Here is a 20,512-nt window from a genome sequence, read left to right as displayed (position 1 = left end):
AGGCAGGTTACCCACGCGTTACTCACCCGTCCGCCGCTCAGTCACAAAAGTCTTCATCCGAAGAATCAAACTTAAGCGCTTCGCTCGACTTGCATGTGTTAAGCACGCCGCCAGCGTTCATCCTGAGCCAGGATCAAACTCTCGTTTAAAAATCTTAATTCCGATTTGACTCGGATTTAAAATCAAAGTTCGCTCCAGGTCAAGAAAACTACTAGCTTTCTTATCCCTTTTACTGTTTTAAGGTTGACATTGTCATTCAATGTCCGTTCTGAATTTTCTCTTAAAGAATCTTCAGGGTTGTTGTCTATTATTTAATTATCAAGGTCCTTTTTCTTTGTTGTCGTCTCATCGACAGCTCATTTATATTATCATATTCGCAACCGCTTGTCAACAACTTTTTTAAATTTATTTTTCGCTTTCTTTACATTAGACATCTCTGTCTTGCAAATTAGCTTTATTAGAATATCACGTTCATCGACATTTGTCAACAACTTTTTTATTCTATTTTTATCTTCTATCTTGTGTTAAGATATCGGATTAACGGAGAAAGAGGGATTTGAACCCTCGCGCCGCTATTAACGACCTACTCCCTTTCCAGGGGAGCCCCTTCGGCCAGCTTGGGTATTTCTCCAAATTGACTTCTCAAAAATTCATTTTTAAATTCGATTTAAAAATTTACTTTAAATTTCTTTAAAATTTACTTTCAAATCAGTCCGTTGATTACTATACAATATCTCGTCACATTTGTCTAGTCCTTTTTTAATTTTTTTGTAACTTTTTGTATGCACTACGCTGAACAATGAATGTGCCTCCTGATAAGTTCTTTCTTAAGAAAGCAAAAAATGTCTGACATGCAAAGAATCTCTCGCCCTCACATACCAGACATTTATTATGATCTTTATACTTTACTTTTTAGTTTACAGCTCTTATTGACCAAAGTTTTGCATAGTCATTGTGCATACAAGTCCAGACTCTGCGTCAAAGTCAATCTCGCAGCTCTTGTAGTAACTGTCATCTGAATACCAGCTATACATAGACAAACTATCTCCGTCATATGTGTCATCTGCTTCTCCATAAGCTCCAGTTACTGCATCTTTTGAAGCGCCCATCTGAAGCCCGCCTGGGAATATTACAGTAAGCCCGCCATTCTCCAGATCATAGTCATCCACAGAAACGCCACCGATCAGGCAGTCTTTTACTTCCATCGCTGTATCTGTATTGTTGATCGCATATGCCATAATCTCATTATCATTGGCATCCATGAAATAAACCAACTCATATTCGTTAGCATTCACCATATAATTTTCCGCTGTATATTCTGTATCCATACTCAGACCTGCTGCCTCAACATCGGCTTTTGTGCACGGAAATGTCAGGACTTTATCATTAATCTGTACTGTATAACTGTCCCAACTTGTGCCCAGTCCACTGCTGGCTGCTGCCGGTTCTGTAGTCTTTGCTGTTTTATCCGACTTATCGCTGTCATCCGCTTTTTTAGAATCATTCTTATCTTCGATTACATTTTCCACAACATTAGATACCGGATCGTCGTCGAAATCGCTGCTTCCAATTCCGATCACAATTGCAAATATAATATAAAAGATAGATACTACAAGCGCAGCTACTGTTCCGATAATCGTAAACATCTTCGCTTTCTTTGCTGCATTCTGCGCTCCTGCATAATCTCCACTTCTCTGCAGAGAATTGATTTTGCAGGCATATACAATTGCCACAATGCCCAGTGGCAGACAGCACAGTAATGTTGAAATGATAGCGAATATTAAATAGGTTGTTCCATTGATCGGCTTCTGCGGCTGACCATAAATCCCATTATTAGCATTATAATCTGCAGACGTGTTCTGTCCTGTACTTCCATACTGATACGGGTTCTCGTTATTCTGTCCTGCGCTTCCATACTGATATGGGTTCTCGTTATCCTGTCCTGCGCTTCCATACTGATATGGGTTCTCGTTATTCTGTCCTTCACTTCCATACTGGTACGGGTTCTCGTTATTCTGTTCCGCACTTCCATACTGATATGGATTCTCATTCTGTGCTCCACTTCCATTATCTGTTCCTGGCACGCCATATTCATAAGGATTCTGGTTTTCCTGCTGCTTCGCTTCTGCTGATTGTTCTGACTGTTCCTGCTTCTCCTCCGGCTCTACCGGTGCGCCACATGACGGACAGAACTTTGATTCTTCCGGCAAATCATTTCCGCAAAATTTACACTTCATACTCATTCCTCCTTTTATCTGACCCTTGTCGGGGATAGTAACACAAATGGATATGCATTTACATTTCTCAAAACTCCGTATATCAGTATAACTGCCAATATTGTCCATAATATCCACATCGGTATCCGTCGGCTTATGCTTTCTCTGCCTGTAAATAGCCACTGGCACGCGCATAATGCCAGGTATGCGCCTATCCACGGCAACAAAAGTACAAGCAACGGGTTATAGCGAAATGCCTGATAAATCTGACCGTGCAAAATGCAATAGCACGCGCGGCCTGCTCCACACCCCGGACAATAATAACCAGTCAGAGCGTAAATAATACATATCAACCATTTTGTATCTTTAGGACTATGATAATATAAAAATCGGCTTTCAGCAAGCATTATTGATAATATAGCTGCTGATAAAATCAGGCGGAACTGCCACTTGATTCTTCCGTCTTTTTCACAAATGTAATGTTTTATTTTTTGTGTCATTTTTCCGTCCCCCGTTATGCAAAAAGGAGTTCCGCATCTGCGAAACTCCTGAAACGGAGAGGGTGGGATTCGAACCCACGCGCCCTTGCGGACAAACGGTTTTCAAGACCGCCTCGTTATGACCACTTCGATACCTCTCCATCTATGCAATTGATATCGCTCTGTCAGCGACGATAGTTATCATATCATATACCCTTTGCACTGTCAAGAATAATTTTTGATATTTTTTCTTTTTTGTGAACCTTTTTTATGAACCAGCATAAACTATTTATGATATTTTTCTTTGCGTTTCGCAAGAAATACTTTTGCGATTTCCAAATCTTCCGGTGTTGTGATCTTGATATTTTCGTAAGAGCCTTCATATAATTTAACCGGTACTTTCATCATCTGTTCCACTACCATAGCGTCGTCAGTGATATTATCCGGCACCTCTTCCATCAGCTTTGCATAAGCATTTTCTATGAGATCTGCCTTAAAAATCTGTGGAGTCTGTACCGCCCAGATTAATTTTCTTGGCGGTGTATTCACTGCAAACTGATCTTCATCCACCAGTTTGACCGTATCTTTGCTCGGCATTCCGGCTACACAGGCACCGAATTTTTCTACATTTTCATATCCACGCGTAAGAATCTGCTCGTCCACGAACATTCTGGCGCCATCATGAATGAATACGTATTCCGGCTGTTCTTTGAGAGCATGAAGTCCGCGTAGTCCTGCCCATACGGAATCATAACGTTCTTTTCCACCTGGGATGATCGAGCATACTTTTGTAAGCTGATACTTTTCTACGATCTCGTCACGGACCCAGTTTTCCTGCCCTTCACCTACTACAAGTACAATATCATCGATGATCGCGGACTTTTGAAATGCATCCAAAGTATAAAAAATGATTGGTTTTCCGGATATTTCAATATACTGTTTTTGTATGGCGGTTCCCATACGTTTCCCCTGACCGGCAGATAATACGATTGCCGTACATTTCTTCTTATCCATATATTTCCCTCATTTTCCTCGTTTATATTGACGTTTTTATTCTTAATTTCTGTATCTGCTTTTACGTATTGCCTTAAGGTTCTTCTACCGTTCGCCCAGTTTCAGATTCGGCACTGCATTGAGATCCCATCCGCTTCTTGTGCCATTGATATACTCATAGTAAGCTGCCACGCCGATCATTGCTGCATTGTCGGTACAGAAAATCGGAGACGGATAATAGAATTCTACCCCTCTCTTTTCGCACGCCTCTTTCATAGCTGCGCGAAGTGCGCTGTTGGATGCAACACCACCGGCAATCGCCAGCTTGTCCACATGAAATTCTTCCACTGCATGCATCGCATTTGCCACAAGAACATCTGTCACGGCTTTCTGGAACGATGCCGCAATATCTGCCTGGCTGTATTCGATTCCTTTCATCTGGCAGCCGTTGATATAGTTCAGAACTGCGGATTTCAGACCACTGAAGCTAAAGTCATATGGTGCATCTTCAACGTGTGCGCGTGGAAATGCAATGGCTTCTGGATTTCCTTCTTTGGATACTTTATCAATCTTTGGTCCGCCCGGATACCCAAGTCCGATCGCGCGTGCGACTTTATCAAATGCTTCTCCTGCCGCATCGTCTCTTGTGCGTCCGATAATGTCAAATTTGCCATAATCTTTGACTCGCACAAGATGTGTGTGTCCTCCTGAAACGACCAGTGAGAAAAATGGCGGTTCCAGATCTTTGTGCTCAATGAAATTTGCTGCAATGTGACCTTCAATATGATGCACTCCGACTAATGGTTTCTTTGCTGCATATGCGATGGCTTTTGCCTCTGCTACACCGACCAGAAGTGCGCCTACAAGCCCCGGTCCGTAAGTAACTCCGATGGCAGTAATATCGTCTAATGTAACATTTGCCTCATCAAGAGCCGCCTGTACGACCTGATTTATCTTCTCTATATGCTTTCTTGATGCAATCTCCGGCACAACACCTCCGTAGAGAGTATGCAGTGCGATCTGGGAAGAGATCACATTGGAAATGACTTCTCTTCCGTTCTTTACGACTGCTGCTGCCGTCTCATCACAGGAGCTTTCAATTGCAAGAATCAATACATCTTCCTTCATATTCTATCCCTTCAATCTTCTGAATTCATTTTCATTAATCTGAAAATGTCAGTTCTACCGTTCGTTTATCTTTTGCTGCTATGGAATTCGGGAAGATTTTCTTCACCTCGTCCATATATTCTTCCGGGTGCGTCAGCGACGGACTATAATGCGTCAGCCACATTTCTGCGACTTCTGCTTCTTTTGCAAGCTGCGCTGCCTCGTAAAATGTCATATGCTTGTATTCTTTTGCTTTTTTCAGCTTATCCTTCTCACCGTACATTCCTTCGCAGATAAATAGATCGGAACCTTTCGCGTTGTTGCGGATAGAGTCCGTCGGTCTCGTGTCTGTGCAGTATGTCAGTTTAATTCCTTTTCGCGCAGGTCCAAGAACCATGTCCGGTGTGTATAAATTGTCTCCGGCCTGGACATTTTCACCTTTTTGCAGACTGCCCCAGAACTTCTGCGGAATTGCCGCTTCATTTGCACGATCCACGTCGAACTTCCCGGCGCGGTCGATTTCCATCGTGTAGCCATAGCAAGTGACGTTATGATTTACGCGAAATGCTTTCAGGCGATAGCCATTCATCTCAAATATCTGCTCCGGCTGTGTGATTTCGATGTATTTTATCTGAAATGGCAGTTCCGGCGCAATAACGCGAAGTGAGTTGACTACCCGCTCCAGTCCTTTCGGTCCAATCAGAGTCAACGGTTCCGTGCGGTCTGCATTTCCCATAGTCAGGAGCAGGCCCGGGAGTCCGCTGATGTGGTCGCCGTGGTAATGTGTGAAGCAAATCACATCGATGGGTTTGAAACTCCACCCTTTTTCTTTTATTGCAATCTGCGTACCTTCTCCGCAGTCAATTAGAAGACTGCTGCCGTTATATCTCACCAGAAGCGAGGTGAGCCAGCGGTACGGGAGGGGCATCATGCCGCCCGTTCCCAACAAACATACGTCTAACATATTTTACCTCTTATCCGGAGCCGCCAGGCAAATGTCCTGCCGGTCCGCTTGTTTTTGATTTTCTTCAGCGTCCGGATATTCGTGCAGACTCTGAATCAGATTTTTATTTTAAATTCGCTTATAATTTCATCGTAGCACTGCTCGCAGAGGTCAAATTCGTCCAGCCGGTTGTCTTTTTCCGAGAAATAGCCCCAGCGCTTGGATACTTCCAGTACGTCCTCGCGGGGAACCCCTTGGATTACCGGAATACTTCTGCCACAACGGTTGCAGATGATCTTATCGATTTCTTTTGTTTCTTTTACAGTTGTATGATACTGGCGCATACAATTCCTCCTTGAAGTCTGGTGTGCCTGTGTGGAAAATGTGTGGTATCTGCCACCTGGGCACCGGATTGATTCATTACGCCTATATTATATCTGGTCAGATGCGCATTTCCCAGTGGGAAGTGTTGGAGCATCTGCCAGTTCATTTCCAACTTCATTTTTCATGCAGCCGCGCCTGTGTTTTGGACAGGCTTCAGGCTCGGTCGCTGCCTGACTTTTGGACAGGCTTCAGGCTCGGTCGCTGCCTGAAGTTTCGACTTCACAACTCATAAGTATAGCATCTTCCGGCGGGTTTGCATAGAAATTCTTTCGCACACCGTCTTCGGCAAATCCTGCTGACTTGTAAAAATGTATTGCTGTTTCATTGGAAATACGAACATCCAGCAGCCATCTTGTAATATTCTGCTCGTAACTAAATGCACGCATTTTTTCAAGAAGTCTTACAGCTACCCCCTGCCGGCGATGTTGCGGCGATGTCGCAATTCTGGCGATTTCTCCCTCATCTAAAACATAATAAAAAATCACATAGCCAAGGAGTTGTGGCTTGCCTGCATGCTCCGGCGCCGTTGAAGCGCAGGAAACTGCAGTCTCACTTGCATGCTCCGGCGCCGTTGAAGCGCAGGAAGCCGCAGTCTCGCTTGCATGCTCTGGCGCCGTTGAAGCGCAGGAGCATGGCGGCGCTTGTCTGCTTATAATAGCCCAAATCCGTGCCTGAGGATTTTCAAGCGTATCCCTGATACTTTTTTCACTCCATGGATCCGGAAAGATATCGGATTCCAGCGTTGCAATCTCAGAAATATATTGCTGTTGGTCTTTTTTTATTTCTATTATTTCCATGTCTTCTGTCTTTTGATTTTTCTGTCTTTTGACTTTTCTGTCTTTTGGTTTTTCTATATTGCTTCTAGGCTCCATCTTATTATAGCTTCTTAAATATCCTGGATCAGCTCGTCTATTGCTTCTTCACTTGTTGCCCAACTTGTGCAGAAGCGCACTGCCGCATAGTCTTCATCTATCTGTTCCCAAAAACTAAACTGATATTTCTGTGCTAATTTTTCGCGGTCTTTCTTTGACAAGATCGGATACTGCTGGTTCGTGTAAGAATCAAAATACATTTTATATCCTTTTTCAAGAAATGCATTTTTTAACTTCATAGCTAATTTGTCTGCGTGAGCTGCAATTTTGAAATATAAATCGTCTGTAAACAATGTATCAAACTGGATTCCCAGAAGACGTCCTTTGGCCAGCATTGCTCCACTCTGCTTCATGCAGTAACGAAAATCTTTCTTAAGAGCGGATTTTGTGATTACGACTGCCTCGCCGAAAAGTGCTCCTACCTTCGTTCCTCCAATATAAAATACATCTGTATTTGCTGCAATATCTGCCAGTGTCATGTCTGATTTTTCAGACATTAATCCATATCCCATTCTTGCTCCGTCCATGAATAATGGCAGGCCAAGTTCTTTACAGGTTGCGTAAAGTTCCTGTAATTCAGACTTGCTGTAAATTGTTCCATTTTCCGTCGGATGGGAAATGTAGACCATGCCCGGCTGTACGATGTGCTCATGATCTGCGTCATTCCAGTGTGCATCGTAATATGCGCGCACCTGTGATGCTGTGATTTTTCCGTCTTTGCTTGGAAGTGCCAGGACTTTGTGTCCAGTTGCTTCGACCGCGCCTGTTTCATGCACGTTGATATGACCGGTCACTGCTGAAATTACGCCCTGATACGGACGGAGGATCGAGCGGATCACTACATAGTTCGTCTGGGTCCCTCCTACCAGGAAATGTACATCTGCCTCTGGTGCATCACAGGCTTTTTTGATCTTTTCTCTTGCCTGCTTGCAATATTCATCTTCACTATATCCAACCGTCTGCTCCAGATTCGTCTCCACCAGACGTTCCAGAATCTGTGGGCATGCGCCCTCTTCATAATCACACTGAAACTGAATCATTTCTTCGATACCTCTCATGTTGCTTTTTCTATATTATAGTTGCACGGGTTTTCAACATATCTGCTTATGCTTACGCCCCGCGGGTTTTTGATACATTTTTACTGTATAGATTTCGCTTCGCGCTCCTTGCGTTCGCGTTCTGCCTGTGACAGTCGCAGATAATCCGGCTCGTGTTCCATGGCAGTCTCTGTCTTTCCGGCAGCATAATAACGAAGTCCTAATGTTCCTACTGATGCTGCTCTTTGACGGTTCATGTTGGCCGGTGCAAACTGAATGTCTCTGCCTGCTTTTATTTCTTCTGTCAGAATCTCGTCTGTCAATCTCGCACGAAATACCGGCACACCATCTCCCAGGAAAATGATGCGTTTGTCATATTTTTTCAAATGGTCGCCTAATTCTTCGATGCTGATCGCCATCTGATCTTCCAGGACAACCAATTCATTTCCACAAAACTCGTAAATTCCGGTGTAGACCTGTCCGCGGCGCGCATCCATGATTGGGCACACGATGGCGTCTGTTCCGCACAGATTGTACGCCAGTCCTTCCAGTGTCGGGATGTGGATCAACGGCTTGTTCATGGCAAGTCCCAGACCTTTCGCTGTGGCGGAGCCGATGCGAAGCCCGGTAAATGAACCCGGTCCGCCGGCAACTGCGATGGCGTCGATCGTTTTCAGGTCAAGCTCGATCATGTCGGATACTGTGTCCAGCATCGGGAGCAGCGTCTGTGAGTGCGTCTTCTTATAGTTCACTGTATATTCCGCAATCACCTGTTCCTCTTCTTCTATCTTTTCAACAACAGCTACGCTGGCTACAAGGCCGGAGCTGTCCAGTGCTAAAATTCGCATATACTTATCCTCCGATAATCAAATCCTTTTTCCAAATTCTTTTCTATCTTAATCTCGGTGAAGTGTTCCGGCAATATTTCCTCGATCAGATTCGCCCACTCGATCAGGCTAACCCCTTCGCCGTAGACATAATCCTCATAACCGATCTCGTCCATCTCTTCCACATCACCAATCCGGTAAACATCAAAATGATAGAACGGCAGGCGCCCTTCATCATACACCTGCACAATTGTAAATGTCGGGCTGCTGACCGGCTCTGTAATGCCAAGTCCGGCGGCCAGTCCTTTTGTAAATACGGTCTTTCCTACGCCCAGATCACCGACAAGCGTGAACACTTGCCCCGGCTTCGCATGCTGCCCCAGTTCATATCCCAGGTCATAAGTATCTTGTTCTTTATTTGACTCTATGATTTTTTCCATCATCATGTCCTCCTTTTGCAAAGCAAAATTTTATACGAGGGCTACCAATGTTACCATCTACAATATTTCAGCAAACAGTAACGCTCTACCAAGATTTAAGTATAGCATATCTTTCATTTCCTTGCCATAGGTGTTATGTAAGTGATATATTATAGACAATACAGATTCAAATTATATTTTCACAGGAGGATATCACTATGAAATTTACATTTTTTCACAATAACATCAACGTCCTGGATCTGGACAAATCTGTAGAGTTTTACAAAAAAGCTCTCGGACTTGAAGTTACAAAAGAATTCCATGCACCGGACGGAAGCTTCAAACTCGTCTATCTCGGAGACGGCACAACACCACATTCACTGGAGCTGACATGGCTTCGCGACATGGACCGCCCGTATGATCTCGGAGATAACGAATCTCATCTGGCATTCCATGTCGATGACATGGACGCTGCCCTGGCACTTCACAAAGAAATGGATTGCGTGTGTTTCGAAAACCCGGACATGGGAATTTATTTCATCAATGATCCTGACGGCTACTGGGTAGAAATCTGTCCACAGTAGACAATTAAGACAATTCAAAAAGGGACAGGTTAAATTTTAATTGGGGACGGGGTTTTTTTGAAAAAACCCCGTCCCCAATTAAAATTATGCATCATACACATACAATTCGTGTAGTGCTCTTGTTGCGCAGATGTATTGATATCCTTGGTACATTTTGTTGTTACGGTCGCCGCCTACAACAAATACCTGGTCGAATTCTAAGCCTTTTGCCAGATAGTAGGTGGTTACTGTCAGGCCTTTTTTGAATTGTGCGCTGTCGCGGTTGATGTAATGTGCTTCTGCGCCTAGTTTGTGCATGATTTCTTGAATATGTTCTGCTTCTTTTTCTGTCATGGTGAGGATTGCTGCTGTTTCGTATTCTTCTTCTCCTAATTTCAATTTTCCGCTGATTTCTTTACATGTTTTTTCTAGTGTTTTTATGGTATGTCTTTCGACTGCTTTTCCGTGTCTTGCTACATACTGGATGTCTTTGGATCCGCCGACGGATTTGGCGTATTCTGCGATTTCGCTTGTGTTGCGGTAACTTTTGTTCATGACGATACGTTTGACTTTTTTCCCAAATATTTTTGGTAAAAATGTGAGAACGTCTTGTTGTTTTCCGGCGATGGTCTGTGCCTTGTCGCCCAGTATTGTCATGTTGCATGAAAACATTTTCGCGAGAAGTACGTACTGTAAATAGGAGTAATCCTGCATCTCATCAATGACGAGATGGCGGATGTTCTTGCGCTGGCCGGCTGCTGTCAGGCTGTATTTTAGATAGAGAATCGGGTAAACGTCTTCATATTCCAGTACGCGGCGCTCTGGCGGCATGTCCGGAAGTGCCGGGAATCCGTAGTCTTCCAGGAACCAGTTGTATATTTGACAAATGTCTCTGGTTACGTACATATTCATGAATTTTCTGCAAATGATTTCTTGTTCTTCGTCGTTTAAGCTGCGTCCGCGTAAGGTTTCGACTTCGTCGATAAAATAATCCATGACCGCGCCCATTCTATCTAAAAGTGGTGTACCGGTATATTTTTCATAAAAAAATTCCATGATTTCGCTGGCACTTTTGCGAATGCCCTTGAATTCTACATCTTCAAAATCTACCAGCCGGTCTTCCAGCTCGATCAGAAAGCCTTCGATTGCCTGAACGTATTCCACGGACTGCTTCCATTCGTAACGTTTTTGATCTGCATCATCCACTCCTGCGATTTCACGCTCGATTTGATGATACTTGTCTTCACAGTCGGCGGCTATCATTTTGCTATTCCAACCAGTCCCGGCTGAACTACTTTTTGAATTTCCACTTGGATTTTTCCCTTGATTTCCGCCTTGATCTCTATTTTTATTTCTATATATCGCATTTTCCTGATTCACAGCATTTCCATATATCGCATTTTCCTGATTGCCAGCATTTCCATATATCACATTTCCCTGCGTTGCAGTATTTCTCCTGAGTTCATGATATGCAAACAGATCAAAACTCATTTCCTGTATATTTTCCTCGCCAAGTTCAGGAAGAATATGGGAAATGTAGTCGGCAAACACGCCGCCTGGCGAGAGGATCAGGATATTTGATGAATTCAGATGCTCTCTGTCATGATACAAAAGATAGGCGATCCGATGTAGCGCAACGGACGTCTTGCCACTGCCTGCCACTCCTTGAATAGCCAGAATCTTGTCCTTCGTGTTGCGGATAATTGCATTTTGTTCCTTCTGGATTGTACGCACAATATTTTTCAGTTTCGTGTCGCTGTTGGCGCCAAGTTCCTGCTTTAAAATGTCATCGTCAATCTTCACATCACTCTCAAATTCATAGATCATCTTGCCGCCACGGATTTTGTACTGCCATTTGGACAGAATTTCTCCGTCCATGCGCCCACCCGGCGCTTCGTAGGACGCCTCGCCTTTGTCATAGTCATAAAACAGGCTGCTCACCGGGGCTCTCCAGTCGTAAATGAGTGGCAATGCGCCACGCTCTCTTGCGAAATTACCGATTCCGATGTAAAAATCTTCCGGCTCGTCTTCTCCGTCATAGACGAATTCTACACTTCCAAAAAATGGTGCATCCAGCATACGTTTCAGACGCCGGCGCATTTTCCAGTTCTCCTGATTGGCATTCACCTGCATTTTCAGTGCCTGCTGGTTGTCGTAATCCTCATATCCATACTGGTCCATTTCTGTATAATTATCCCAGTAATATTCATTCATACTGTTAATGTCCTGGCGTACCGCCTGTATATTTTCATCAATTTCTCCCAGACGTTTTTCTATCAGACCAAGTACCTCCGGCAGAAATTCACTTCCTTTACTCACAATCAATCCTCCAATTTTAATCATTGTAACTGAATTATCATAGCATTATCGGCAAAATATATCCACTTTTCTCGCTTGGAAATCGTGGAAAAATCATGGTATATTTTGCCGATAATTGTTTTTTCTGACACAATTTTTAAAAATCATTTCTAAAAATCGAGGGGCTGTAAAAAAAGAATAGTCCCCCAAAAAAGAAAGGACGCATGAAAAAACTCTCGTTTTTTTCACACGCCCCTCAATTGAATCAATGTTGGAAGAACATCTCCCATCCGTTATTTAATTTCTGCTGTTTCTACGATGAACTTGACGCTTCCGCTTGCGCCTTCTCTGATCCCGCCATAGTTGGTGTATGTCTTTTCTGCCTCTTTTACTGCCTTGAAATGATTCAGAACATTTGCAAGGTCATCTCCTGCAAGTTCTCCCAGTTTTTCAATTCCTTCTTCGTCGAATGTCTTCATTCCGGCTTCCAGAAGGCTGGCGCCCTGGGCGAGTGTTCCTGCGCCCGTGTTAAGCTGTGTACCAACGGAGCTTAACTGGCTTGTTCCGGTGCTGAGTGTAGCCGCCCCCTGGGCAAGCTGGCTGATGGCTGACTGGAGTTTTCCGCCGATTTCGGCCATATCCGGCATGTCAGAAAGGCTGTTAGATAAAGCCGTAAACTGAGTCACTAAATCCGCAAGAGCCTTCTGGGCTGTAGTCGTATCCACCTGCATGGCCTTTACTTCTGCCAGCGCATTTACCGCCTGGTCTATCGCTGTCTTAGCGCCAGACGCATTCGTAAGGGAAATATTCATGCTGTCACATTCTTTTTCAGCTGAACTTGATGTACCACTGGCCGTATTTACTGCATTTTCCAATTCTTCTTGTTGTTCCGATGTCAGCGATTTATAACTTTCTGTTTCTTTTAAACGATCCATGACATTCTTCTTTGTAGATGCTTCCGTTTCGGAAATTGCTGTATTTACTGCATTTTTTGCTTTTTCTTTCGCCTGATTCGACGCTTCTGTCTCCAAATCTGTAACGTTGATTTTATCCAGTTTGCTCTTGGCAGTGGTTACATTCTCACTGATTGTATTTACATACTCCGCCAGTGTTGTGACGCTTCCAAGCTCCTGCTGTAATATTCCAAGATCTTTCTGAATCTGTGTAACTGCCTGCGCAGTCGTATCATCATTGCCTGCTGCACTTAAGCTGCCCATGAGTGTAGTTACTTGTTCATCCAGTTCACTCAAGCCTTCCGCCAGTGCCTGTGCTCCCGCATCCACCTGTGAAACGCCGCTTGTATACCGACTTAAATAATCCTGCAGTGTTCCGGCTCCGGTGCTCAATTGTCCCATGGCGTCCACCAGTTCATCGGAAGCATCGGTCATTTCTTTTACGCCATCAATCATGTCATTGACCTCGTCAAGGTCACCGTCCTTCATATCGCTAAGCCCACATGTGGAAATTGCAGTCGCTGTGAAATCCAGTTCAAAGTTTTCCACATCCGCGGTTATTTCCACATAGTCTTTCAGGTCAATATCTTTTGTTGCCTCGTAATCTTTCAACTCCAAACTGTCTGCAAGTCCTGGAAATGCGGTTCCGATCACAATGCTCTGATCCTGGTCTGCCATGACTTTTCCACCGGAAACTTTCACATTTTTAAACTTATCCCCAGGAAGCATGAGTATGGACGCTGCAAGAAATGGAACTTTTACTCCTACGTCTTTACCATCGATATTCACCGTCCGGCTCTCATTATTCGTATAGTCAAACCGAATTTTCACCTTGCCGCTTTTTCCTGCCAGATCTTCCGGCTTGATTTCCTTGCCGTCCAGATAATAGGTTACTTTTGTAGTCACCGGAAGCTGCTGATTGGAAGTACCTTCATAGGAAATGTCTTCCCCTTTGTTCTCCCATGTGATAGTTCCGTCTGCATTTTGCGTATATTCTTCGTCTCCTTCCGTGTTTTTGATGTCTTTCAAATTGGAAAAATCGATGATCTCACCGTCACCATTCCGGCGCAGCCAGTCTTTGACCGTAATCTTCTTAACTGAACCGTCTGCATTTGCATCGACATAAACTGTTTCTGTCTTATCTTTCCATTCACCTGCATCCTCGTCACTGGATGTCTCTGCTGTCACGTCATTGGATGTCTTTACTGCCGCGTCATTGGATGCCTTTACTGCTGCGTCATTGGATGTCTCTGCCGGCGCGGTATTGGATATCTTTGCTGCCGCGTGTACAACACTTACATTGCCTGCCACTGCCGGAAGTGCTGACGGCGCTATCATAGACAACGTCAGCGCACCTGCTAATAATATCATTACAACTGGTCGTTTCATATTCTCCTCCTTCTGATTCTCATCTTTCTAACATTCCTTATTCATTTTTTCAGCATACTGTTTCAAGATTTCTACGAATCTCTATTCTACATTTTTCAATGCTTCACCCATTGGATCACTATTCTACATTTTTCAATGCTTCATCCATTGGATCACTATTCCACATTTTTCAACGCTTCATCCATTGGAATTTTTCGGATCCTTCGATATTCAATTGCTGCCACAATGGCATATGCCGCCACGCCGATCACAAACATTTCCACGAAAATTTTCGGATCTATGTAAAATGTGATCCAGCCGGTAATGCTTGTCAGCATCATTTCCCGGAACAGAATCTGCATGATTTCCAGCTCCAATGGCAGGCTGATCAAGATGAACAGCACGACCACGATAGACGTGGACATAATGTACAGCCGGCTGATTTCGCCGTTTGTATATCCCAGGATTTTTGCCATGGAAATAGACTGCGCATTTTTCTCGATGATGATCTTGGACAGGAGATAAATCAATACGAGGAAAATGATCACGGAAAATCCGTCCATCAGATTCATCATACTTCCCATGGACACGTCGAGCTGTCTGGAAATCTTGGTCAGATCCTCAACATCAATGGTGGAACCGATATATTTTTTATCAATATCCGTAATTTCAGAATCAGAGAAATATCCACTGAAGCTGTCTTTGTCCATATCAAATGTTTTGTTGAGTTCCTGTATTGGCATAAATATGGAGAGTGAACCTACGTAATCATATACACCTGCAACTTTAAACTTGTATTTTTTATTTTCATACTTTTCCTTTAAAGTAATTGTGTCACCTTTTTTCAGACTAAATTTTTCTGCATAGCCAGAGGAGAGGTATACCTCAGGGATATTCTCCACATTTTTCACATCTGTATCAGATGCGGAATCTGATGTTTTCCACTTAATGTTGATATATTTGCTATTGTTTTCCACACCGTAGAGGATAATTTCCTCACTCTTATATTTTCCAGGAAGGGTGCTCAGTGAATAGGCGCTGAATTTTTCTGCATCCGGATTTTCTGTCTCTACTGCCTGACTGAACATCATCATGGACACCATCTGCTCAAGCTTACTGTCTCCACCTGCCATGCTCGCCGGCATCTGCAGCATGTACTGATATTTGCTGAGCATGCCATTTTCCATTTCCACTTGATAATGGTCCAGCACAGATGGAAGCATCAGTCCGAACATCAACAACATATTTGCAAAAATAATTCCCACAAACAATACCGCGTAGTTACTCATATTCTGAAGGATCACACGTATCCGGAATCTGTGGAAAAAGCCAAGGTGCTCACTCAACGGCAATGCATGTTTCTGGTTACGTCTGCTTAAGTCCCTTCTCAGGAACTTCAGTGGTGATAGTTTTAATTTGTACCACAGCAGCACAGAATTCACCACAAGCATAATGAGGATCGGCACTACTGTTGTCAGAAGAAATGCTTCCGCGTTCCAGATGGTCACGTAGGTCGGCAGGCTGTAGCTTCCATAGTAAAGTCCCGCGCAATAATCTTTTCCTACCGTATAGCCGATAATATTCCCAATAATCGCTCCGATAAATGTGACAAATACCGGGGCTGCCATGTAATGCCGGATCAGTTCACCTCTTGTATAGCCGGATGCCCGCAAAGTGCCGATTACATTTGCCTCTTTTCGGATCGTGTTTCTGGTAGTGATTGCAAAGACAAATGCCATGATCACGATGATGATATAAAGAAGCACGATCATCATCGAACGGTCACCGCCCATATCATCCCCAGTGAAAATGATTGCCTGGTTCGTGTATCTTGGGACAAATTCTTCCAGTGTCACTTCTTTTGCCACATCTTCCATCAGATCTTCCGAAATGTCTTTTTCTGCTTTTTCATTTTTGGGTTCAGTATTGTATTTCCATGCGTAGCTGTAATTCAACTGATCGGCCTTGTAGCTGTCGAACTCCTCTGGGCACACTACCGACACGCCAAATTTTACCGAGTCAAACATGGAATCATTATTATCGGAAAACAAGGCACTGTAATCTGAAAGCGCCACAAGACCGGTAATCTTCCATGTATGTCCGCCACTTTCAATCTCATCACCCACGCTCAGATCATTATTGTCTGCATACATACGGTCAATACCGATTTCTCCCGGTTTTTCAGGCATTTTCCCCTTCATCAGGCACACCTTATTGACCTCATCACGATTCTTGGAAATGCGCATTGTACTTCCATTTGTTAAAACTTCCTCTACATAATAATTCTCGTACAATTTGATGCCCAGATCTTCGATATCCTGAATCTGAGCATTGTTCATTTTCTTTTCTGTCCGGAAATGTCCATTTTCAATGTTATATTTCTCAAAGCTTTCCTCGTACGCCTGGATCATACTTCCATCGGCCACCAGAAATCCTGACACCATTCCGATCGTCAGCGTCATCAAGATAAAAATGACCGGATATTTTCCAAATTCTCCACGAAGCTCCCGGAACAGACGTTTATTTAACGGGCTTCTCATCACGCGTCCTCCTTACCACTCCAGCTCTCTCGCCGGGATCTTCTTCTCATTGCGGTAACTTTTTCTCACCGCACCGTCACGGAGACGAATCACAATATCCGCCATGTCTTTGATTGCGTCATTGTGTGTGACCATAATGACCGTGTTACCGTACTTCTGGTTGACACGCTCGATCAGCTCCAGAATATCCTTGGACGTGTTATAATCCAAAGCTCCTGTCGGCTCATCGCAGAGCAAAATATCCGGATTTTTGACAATTGCCCTTCCGATTGCCGTTCTCTGCTGCTGCCCGCCCGACAACTGGTTCGGTAACTTTTTCCTGTGTTCATAAAGTCCCAGCGTCTGTAACAATTCATCAACATCCAGCGGTCTGTCACTTAGATAAGCCCCAACCTCAATATTTTCCCGGACAGTCAGATTCGGAATCAGATTGTACATCTGAAACACATAGCCCAGATGCTTTCTCCGATATGCCGTCAGTTTTTTCTCATTCATATCGGCCATGCGCTCACCTCCGATGGAAATGTATCCCGCATCCGCATCATCAATTCCACCGATAATATTTAACAGTGTAGACTTTCCCGAACCAGACGGTCCAAGTAATACACAAATGTCACCCTTCTCTATAGAAAAATCCACACCCCGCAGCACTTCCACACGGTTCGAATCACTGCCAAAACTCTTTTTCAGATTATTGATCTCAATAAACATATATTGTTTCCTCACTCCCTGTAGTTAGTTTTATGCAACTACATTTTATCACAGAATCAAAATGCAGAAATAGAAAGGCCTGAAAAAGCGGTGCTCCTATTGAGAACTTTTATCAATAATTCAAAAATGCCTCGGCATTCTTGCTACGAGGTGCGCGTCATGCAATTGCATGACATACTTCTACTGCGCACCTCTACAAGTCTACACTCCGTTTCGGTCGGCGCAAAACCATTGTCCACCGGACAATGTGCGCCCTGCCGGAGGCTATATCAGCTGGGAAATTGTAGATGAAAATGATGCAATTTAAGGGAAATGAAAAAGGGACAGGTTGAAGTTTAATTGGGGACGGGGTTTTTTTGAAAAAACCCCGTCCCCAATTAAATTGTTTTAAATACTTACACATCTTTCATGGTGAGTTGTATTCTTTTTTTCTTTAAGTCTACGCTCATGACTTTGACGTCTACGATGTCTCCTACGCTGACGACTTCTAGTGGATGTTTGATGAATTTTTTGTTTGTCATCTGGGATATGTGTACAAGTCCGTCCTGGTGGACTCCTATGTCTACAAATGCTCCAAAGTCGATTACGTTTCGGACGGTTCCTTTTAAGATCATGCCTTCTTTTAAATCTTTCATTTCCAGGACGTCTGTGCGGAGGATTGGTTTTGGCATCTCGTCTCGTGGGTCGCGTCCTGGTTTTTCCAGTTCTTTTACGATGTCGCGCAGTGTGATTTCTCCGATTTCCAGTTCTTCTGCGAGTTTTTTGTAGTCTTTGATGGTGAGGGATAAGCCTGCCAGTTTACCGGCACAGATATCTTCGGTGGTAAATCCTTGTTTTTTCAGGAGTTTTTCTGCTGCCTCGTAGCTTTCTGGATGTACGCTTGTTGTGTCCAGTGGATTTTTTCCATTTTGAATGCGTAAGAATCCGGCGCATTGTTCAAATGCTTTTGGTCCTAATTTTGCTACTTTTAGGAGTTGCTTTCTTGTCTCGAATCTTCCTTGTTCTTCCCGGTATGCCACAATATTTTTCGCTATGGCTGAGGTAATGCCGGATATGTAGGAAAGCAGTGGTGCGGAAGCTGTGTTCAGGTCTACGCCTACGCGGTTTACACAAGACTCTACGACTCCGGACAATGTATCATTTAACTTTTTCTGGTTCATGTCGTGCTGGTACTGACCGACTCCGATGGATTTCGGATCGATTTTTACTAGTTCTGCCAGTGGGTCCTGCAGTCTTCTTGCGATGGACGCTGCGCTTCTCTGTCCAACATCAAAGTTCGGGAATTCTTCGGTTGCAAGTTTACTTGCAGAATATACGGAAGCTCCCGCCTCATTTACGATGATGTACTGTACTTTCTGTGGAATTTCTTTCAGAAGGTCTACAATGATCATCTCGGACTCGCGTGAAGCTGTTCCGTTTCCAACGGAAATGAGGCTGATATTATATTTTGCAATGAGTTTTTTTAACGTGTCTTTTGCAGCCTGGATTTTCTGTGGTGTCGTCGGTGCTGTAGGGTAAATGACGGTAGTGTCTACAACTTTTCCGGTTGGGTCTACGACAGCCAGTTTGCAGCCGGTACGGAATGCCGGATCCCAGCCAAGAACTGTGTGTCCCACGATTGGAGGCTGCATGAGAAGCTGTTCTAAATTCTTGCCAAATACTTCGATGGCTCCATCTTCTGCTTTTTCGGTCAATTCACCTCGGATTTCGCGCTCGATCGCCGGAGCAATGAGTCGCTTGTAGCTGTCTTCGATTGCTTCTTTGAGAATCTGTGTTGTACTCAGGTTTTCACCATGGATAATTTTCTTTTCCAGATACCGGAGAATGTCCTCCTGCGGTGCCTCGATTTTCACGGTCAGGAATTTTTCTTTCTCGCCACGGTTTAGTGCCAGCGTGCGATATCCAGCCAGACGGTTCACCGGCTCATCGAATTCATAATAATTCTCATAAACAGACTCTGCCTTCTCGTCTTTTGCACTGGAAATGATATGTCCTTTCTGCATCGTCTGCTTCCGGATCCAGCTTCTATAATCCGCCTCATCGGAAATATTCTCAGCGATAATATCTCTGGCACCTTCCAACGCTTCCTGTACATTTGCCACGCCTTTTTCTTCATTTATATATTGCTTTGCAACTTCCTCTAAAGACTCTTTTGTCTTCTGCAGCATGATCAGTGTGGACAAAGGCTCCAGTCCTTTTTCTTTTGCGATGGTCGCGCGAGTCCGTCTCTTTGGCCGATACGGACGATACAGGTCTTCTACAACAACCTGAGTCTGTGCTTCCAGAATCTGCTTTTTCAGTTCTTCAGTAAGTTTTCCCTGCTCTTCGATGGACGCTAATACCTGTTCTTTCTTTTCTTCCAGATTGCGCAGGTAAACGAGTCTTTCATATAATTTACGGAGCTGTTCATCATCCAGCGTTCCGGTTGCTTCTTTTCGATATCTGGCAATAAATGGAATTGTGTTTCCCTCGTCGATCAGCTTCACCGCTGCCTCGACCTGCCAGAGTTTCACACCGAGTTCTTCTGTTATCTTCTGATTAATATCCATATATAGTATCCTTTCTCCATTATCGTGATGCCTGTATCAAAAAGCAGCATCATATTGCATTATTATACTCGAACTACTTTTTATTTACAACATTTTCAAAAATCCTTGGCGCAATCCTTAACGCATCTTCCTATTCTGTATTCACATTTTGCTGAAATATTTGCTGAAACATATTTTCACATTTTGCTGAAATATTGGCTGAAAAACATTTTGCATTTTTTTAGAAAAGCTTTGTAGAAGCAGTTTATTTCAA

Annotated in this window: 17 protein-coding genes, 2 tRNA genes and 1 rRNA gene; 1 reads left to right on the top strand and 19 read right to left on the bottom strand. The window is 43.8% G+C overall.

The window, feature by feature from the left end; translation table 11 throughout:
- From G593_RS0114605 to tsaE, 14 genes are all read right to left on the bottom strand, one after another.
- Window positions 1-149 (bottom strand): 16S ribosomal RNA (locus tag G593_RS0114605); the annotation flags it as partial.
- A 392-nt stretch (window positions 150-541) separates the two neighbouring features.
- Window positions 542-631, bottom strand: a tRNA-Ser gene (locus G593_RS0114600).
- Between the two features lie 295 nt (window positions 632-926).
- Window positions 927-2,237, bottom strand: coding sequence for a CD225/dispanin family protein (locus G593_RS0114590; protein WP_029732175.1), 1,311 nt, complete (start codon window positions 2,235-2,237; stop codon window positions 927-929).
- A 14-nt stretch (window positions 2,238-2,251) separates the two neighbouring features.
- Window positions 2,252-2,716, bottom strand: a complete 465-nt coding sequence (locus G593_RS0114585; RefSeq protein WP_005332129.1) for a DUF2752 domain-containing protein — start codon at window positions 2,714-2,716, stop codon at window positions 2,252-2,254.
- A gap of 54 nt (window positions 2,717-2,770) precedes the next feature.
- Window positions 2,771-2,856, bottom strand: a tRNA-Ser gene (locus tag G593_RS0114580).
- Window positions 2,857-2,980: 124 nt separating this feature from the next.
- On the bottom strand, window positions 2,981-3,709 hold the full coding sequence (gene ispD / locus G593_RS0114575) for a 2-C-methyl-D-erythritol 4-phosphate cytidylyltransferase (RefSeq protein ID WP_029732174.1): 729 nt from the start codon (window positions 3,707-3,709) through the stop codon (window positions 2,981-2,983).
- A gap of 84 nt (window positions 3,710-3,793) precedes the next feature.
- Window positions 3,794-4,816 (bottom strand): tRNA (adenosine(37)-N6)-threonylcarbamoyltransferase complex transferase subunit TsaD, encoded by a 1,023-nt coding sequence (gene tsaD / locus G593_RS0114570; protein WP_029732173.1) that lies wholly within the window; start codon window positions 4,814-4,816, stop codon window positions 3,794-3,796.
- 34 nt (window positions 4,817-4,850) lie between these two features.
- Entirely contained in the window at window positions 4,851-5,759 is a 909-nt protein-coding gene (locus tag G593_RS0114565; protein ID WP_029732172.1) for a ribonuclease Z, read from the bottom strand.
- 95 nt (window positions 5,760-5,854) lie between these two features.
- Window positions 5,855-6,082: a hypothetical protein gene (locus G593_RS0114560; protein WP_005332133.1), complete on the bottom strand. Its 228-nt coding sequence runs from the start codon at window positions 6,080-6,082 to the stop codon at window positions 5,855-5,857.
- A complete protein-coding gene (locus tag G593_RS20270) occupies window positions 6,058-6,240 on the bottom strand; it encodes a hypothetical protein (protein WP_155961827.1) in 183 nt (60 codons plus the stop codon). The genes G593_RS0114560 and G593_RS20270 overlap by 25 nt, the downstream gene beginning before the upstream one ends.
- 70 nt (window positions 6,241-6,310) lie before the next feature.
- Window positions 6,311-6,994 (bottom strand): ribosomal protein S18-alanine N-acetyltransferase, encoded by a 684-nt coding sequence (gene rimI, locus G593_RS0114555; protein WP_242827105.1) that lies wholly within the window; start codon window positions 6,992-6,994, stop codon window positions 6,311-6,313.
- Window positions 6,995-7,008: 14 nt separating this feature from the next.
- Complete coding sequence (locus G593_RS0114550) at window positions 7,009-8,034, bottom strand: threonine aldolase family protein (RefSeq protein ID WP_022279593.1); 1,026 nt, start codon at window positions 8,032-8,034, stop codon at window positions 7,009-7,011.
- Between the two features lie 98 nt (window positions 8,035-8,132).
- Complete coding sequence (tsaB, locus tag G593_RS0114545; protein ID WP_029732170.1) at window positions 8,133-8,879, bottom strand: tRNA (adenosine(37)-N6)-threonylcarbamoyltransferase complex dimerization subunit type 1 TsaB; 747 nt, start codon at window positions 8,877-8,879, stop codon at window positions 8,133-8,135.
- The gene (tsaE, locus tag G593_RS0114540; protein WP_022279595.1) at window positions 8,867-9,298 is read right to left on the bottom strand and encodes a tRNA (adenosine(37)-N6)-threonylcarbamoyltransferase complex ATPase subunit type 1 TsaE; all 432 of its coding nucleotides are present in this window, start codon (window positions 9,296-9,298) and stop codon (window positions 8,867-8,869) included. The genes tsaB and tsaE overlap by 13 nt, the downstream gene beginning before the upstream one ends.
- Before the next feature lie 197 nt (window positions 9,299-9,495).
- Between tsaE and G593_RS0114535 the strand changes: the two genes are divergently transcribed.
- A complete protein-coding gene (locus G593_RS0114535; protein WP_005332140.1) occupies window positions 9,496-9,861 on the top strand; it encodes a VOC family protein in 366 nt (121 codons plus the stop codon).
- 84 nt (window positions 9,862-9,945) lie between these two features.
- Here G593_RS0114535 and G593_RS0114530 read toward each other — a convergent pair whose 3' ends face one another.
- From G593_RS0114530 to G593_RS0114510, 5 genes are all read right to left on the bottom strand, one after another.
- Window positions 9,946-12,183, bottom strand: a complete 2,238-nt coding sequence (locus G593_RS0114530) for a HelD family protein (RefSeq protein ID WP_044994562.1) — start codon at window positions 12,181-12,183, stop codon at window positions 9,946-9,948.
- A gap of 248 nt (window positions 12,184-12,431) precedes the next feature.
- Window positions 12,432-14,480, bottom strand: coding sequence for a hypothetical protein (locus tag G593_RS0114525; protein WP_029732168.1), 2,049 nt, complete (start codon window positions 14,478-14,480; stop codon window positions 12,432-12,434).
- 155 nt (window positions 14,481-14,635) lie between these two features.
- The gene (locus G593_RS0114520; RefSeq protein WP_029732167.1) at window positions 14,636-16,999 is read right to left on the bottom strand and encodes an ABC transporter permease; all 2,364 of its coding nucleotides are present in this window, start codon (window positions 16,997-16,999) and stop codon (window positions 14,636-14,638) included.
- Between the two features lie 12 nt (window positions 17,000-17,011).
- Window positions 17,012-17,710 (bottom strand): ABC transporter ATP-binding protein, encoded by a 699-nt coding sequence (locus G593_RS0114515; RefSeq protein WP_005332148.1) that lies wholly within the window; start codon window positions 17,708-17,710, stop codon window positions 17,012-17,014.
- Window positions 17,711-18,105: 395 nt separating this feature from the next.
- Window positions 18,106-20,259, bottom strand: coding sequence for a Tex family protein (locus G593_RS0114510; protein WP_005332150.1), 2,154 nt, complete (start codon window positions 20,257-20,259; stop codon window positions 18,106-18,108).
- Window positions 20,260-20,512 lie beyond the last annotated feature (253 nt).

Origin of the sequence: Dorea sp. AGR2135 (assembly GCF_000420885.1) — a bacterium.
GTDB lineage: Bacteria > Bacillota > Clostridia > Lachnospirales > Lachnospiraceae > Dorea > Dorea formicigenerans.
The sequence above is the reverse complement of the archived record's forward strand: the minus strand, read 5'-3'. Positions and strand labels throughout refer to the sequence as shown.

Excerpts from the sequence above, each read along its gene's own strand:
- G593_RS0114510 (WP_005332150.1), bottom strand. The coding sequence starts at position 20,259 with ATGGATATTAATCAGAAGATAACAGAAGAACTCGGTGTGAAACTCTGG.
- G593_RS0114585 (WP_005332129.1), bottom strand. The coding sequence starts at position 2,716 with ATGACACAAAAAATAAAACATTACATTTGTGAAAAAGACGGAAGAATC.
- G593_RS0114520 (WP_029732167.1), bottom strand. The coding sequence starts at position 16,999 with ATGAGAAGCCCGTTAAATAAACGTCTGTTCCGGGAGCTTCGTGGAGAA.
- tsaB (WP_029732170.1), bottom strand. The coding sequence starts at position 8,879 with ATGCGAATTTTAGCACTGGACAGCTCCGGCCTTGTAGCCAGCGTAGCT.
- G593_RS0114550 (WP_022279593.1), bottom strand. The coding sequence starts at position 8,034 with ATGATTCAGTTTCAGTGTGATTATGAAGAGGGCGCATGCCCACAGATT.
- tsaD (WP_029732173.1), bottom strand. The coding sequence starts at position 4,816 with ATGAAGGAAGATGTATTGATTCTTGCAATTGAAAGCTCCTGTGATGAG.
- ispD (WP_029732174.1), bottom strand. The coding sequence starts at position 3,709 with ATGGATAAGAAGAAATGTACGGCAATCGTATTATCTGCCGGTCAGGGG.
- G593_RS0114535 (WP_005332140.1), top strand. The coding sequence starts at position 9,496 with ATGAAATTTACATTTTTTCACAATAACATCAACGTCCTGGATCTGGAC.
- tsaE (WP_022279595.1), bottom strand. The coding sequence starts at position 9,298 with ATGGAAAAAATCATAGAGTCAAATAAAGAACAAGATACTTATGACCTG.
- G593_RS20270 (WP_155961827.1), bottom strand. The coding sequence starts at position 6,240 with ATGAAGTTGGAAATGAACTGGCAGATGCTCCAACACTTCCCACTGGGA.
- G593_RS0114515 (WP_005332148.1), bottom strand. The coding sequence starts at position 17,710 with ATGTTTATTGAGATCAATAATCTGAAAAAGAGTTTTGGCAGTGATTCG.
- rimI (WP_242827105.1), bottom strand. The coding sequence starts at position 6,994 with ATGGAGCCTAGAAGCAATATAGAAAAACCAAAAGACAGAAAAGTCAAA.
- G593_RS0114560 (WP_005332133.1), bottom strand. The coding sequence starts at position 6,082 with ATGCGCCAGTATCATACAACTGTAAAAGAAACAAAAGAAATCGATAAG.
- G593_RS0114590 (WP_029732175.1), bottom strand. The coding sequence starts at position 2,237 with ATGAAGTGTAAATTTTGCGGAAATGATTTGCCGGAAGAATCAAAGTTC.
- G593_RS0114565 (WP_029732172.1), bottom strand. The coding sequence starts at position 5,759 with ATGTTAGACGTATGTTTGTTGGGAACGGGCGGCATGATGCCCCTCCCG.
- G593_RS0114530 (WP_044994562.1), bottom strand. The coding sequence starts at position 12,183 with ATGATTAAAATTGGAGGATTGATTGTGAGTAAAGGAAGTGAATTTCTG.
- G593_RS0114525 (WP_029732168.1), bottom strand. The coding sequence starts at position 14,480 with ATGAAACGACCAGTTGTAATGATATTATTAGCAGGTGCGCTGACGTTG.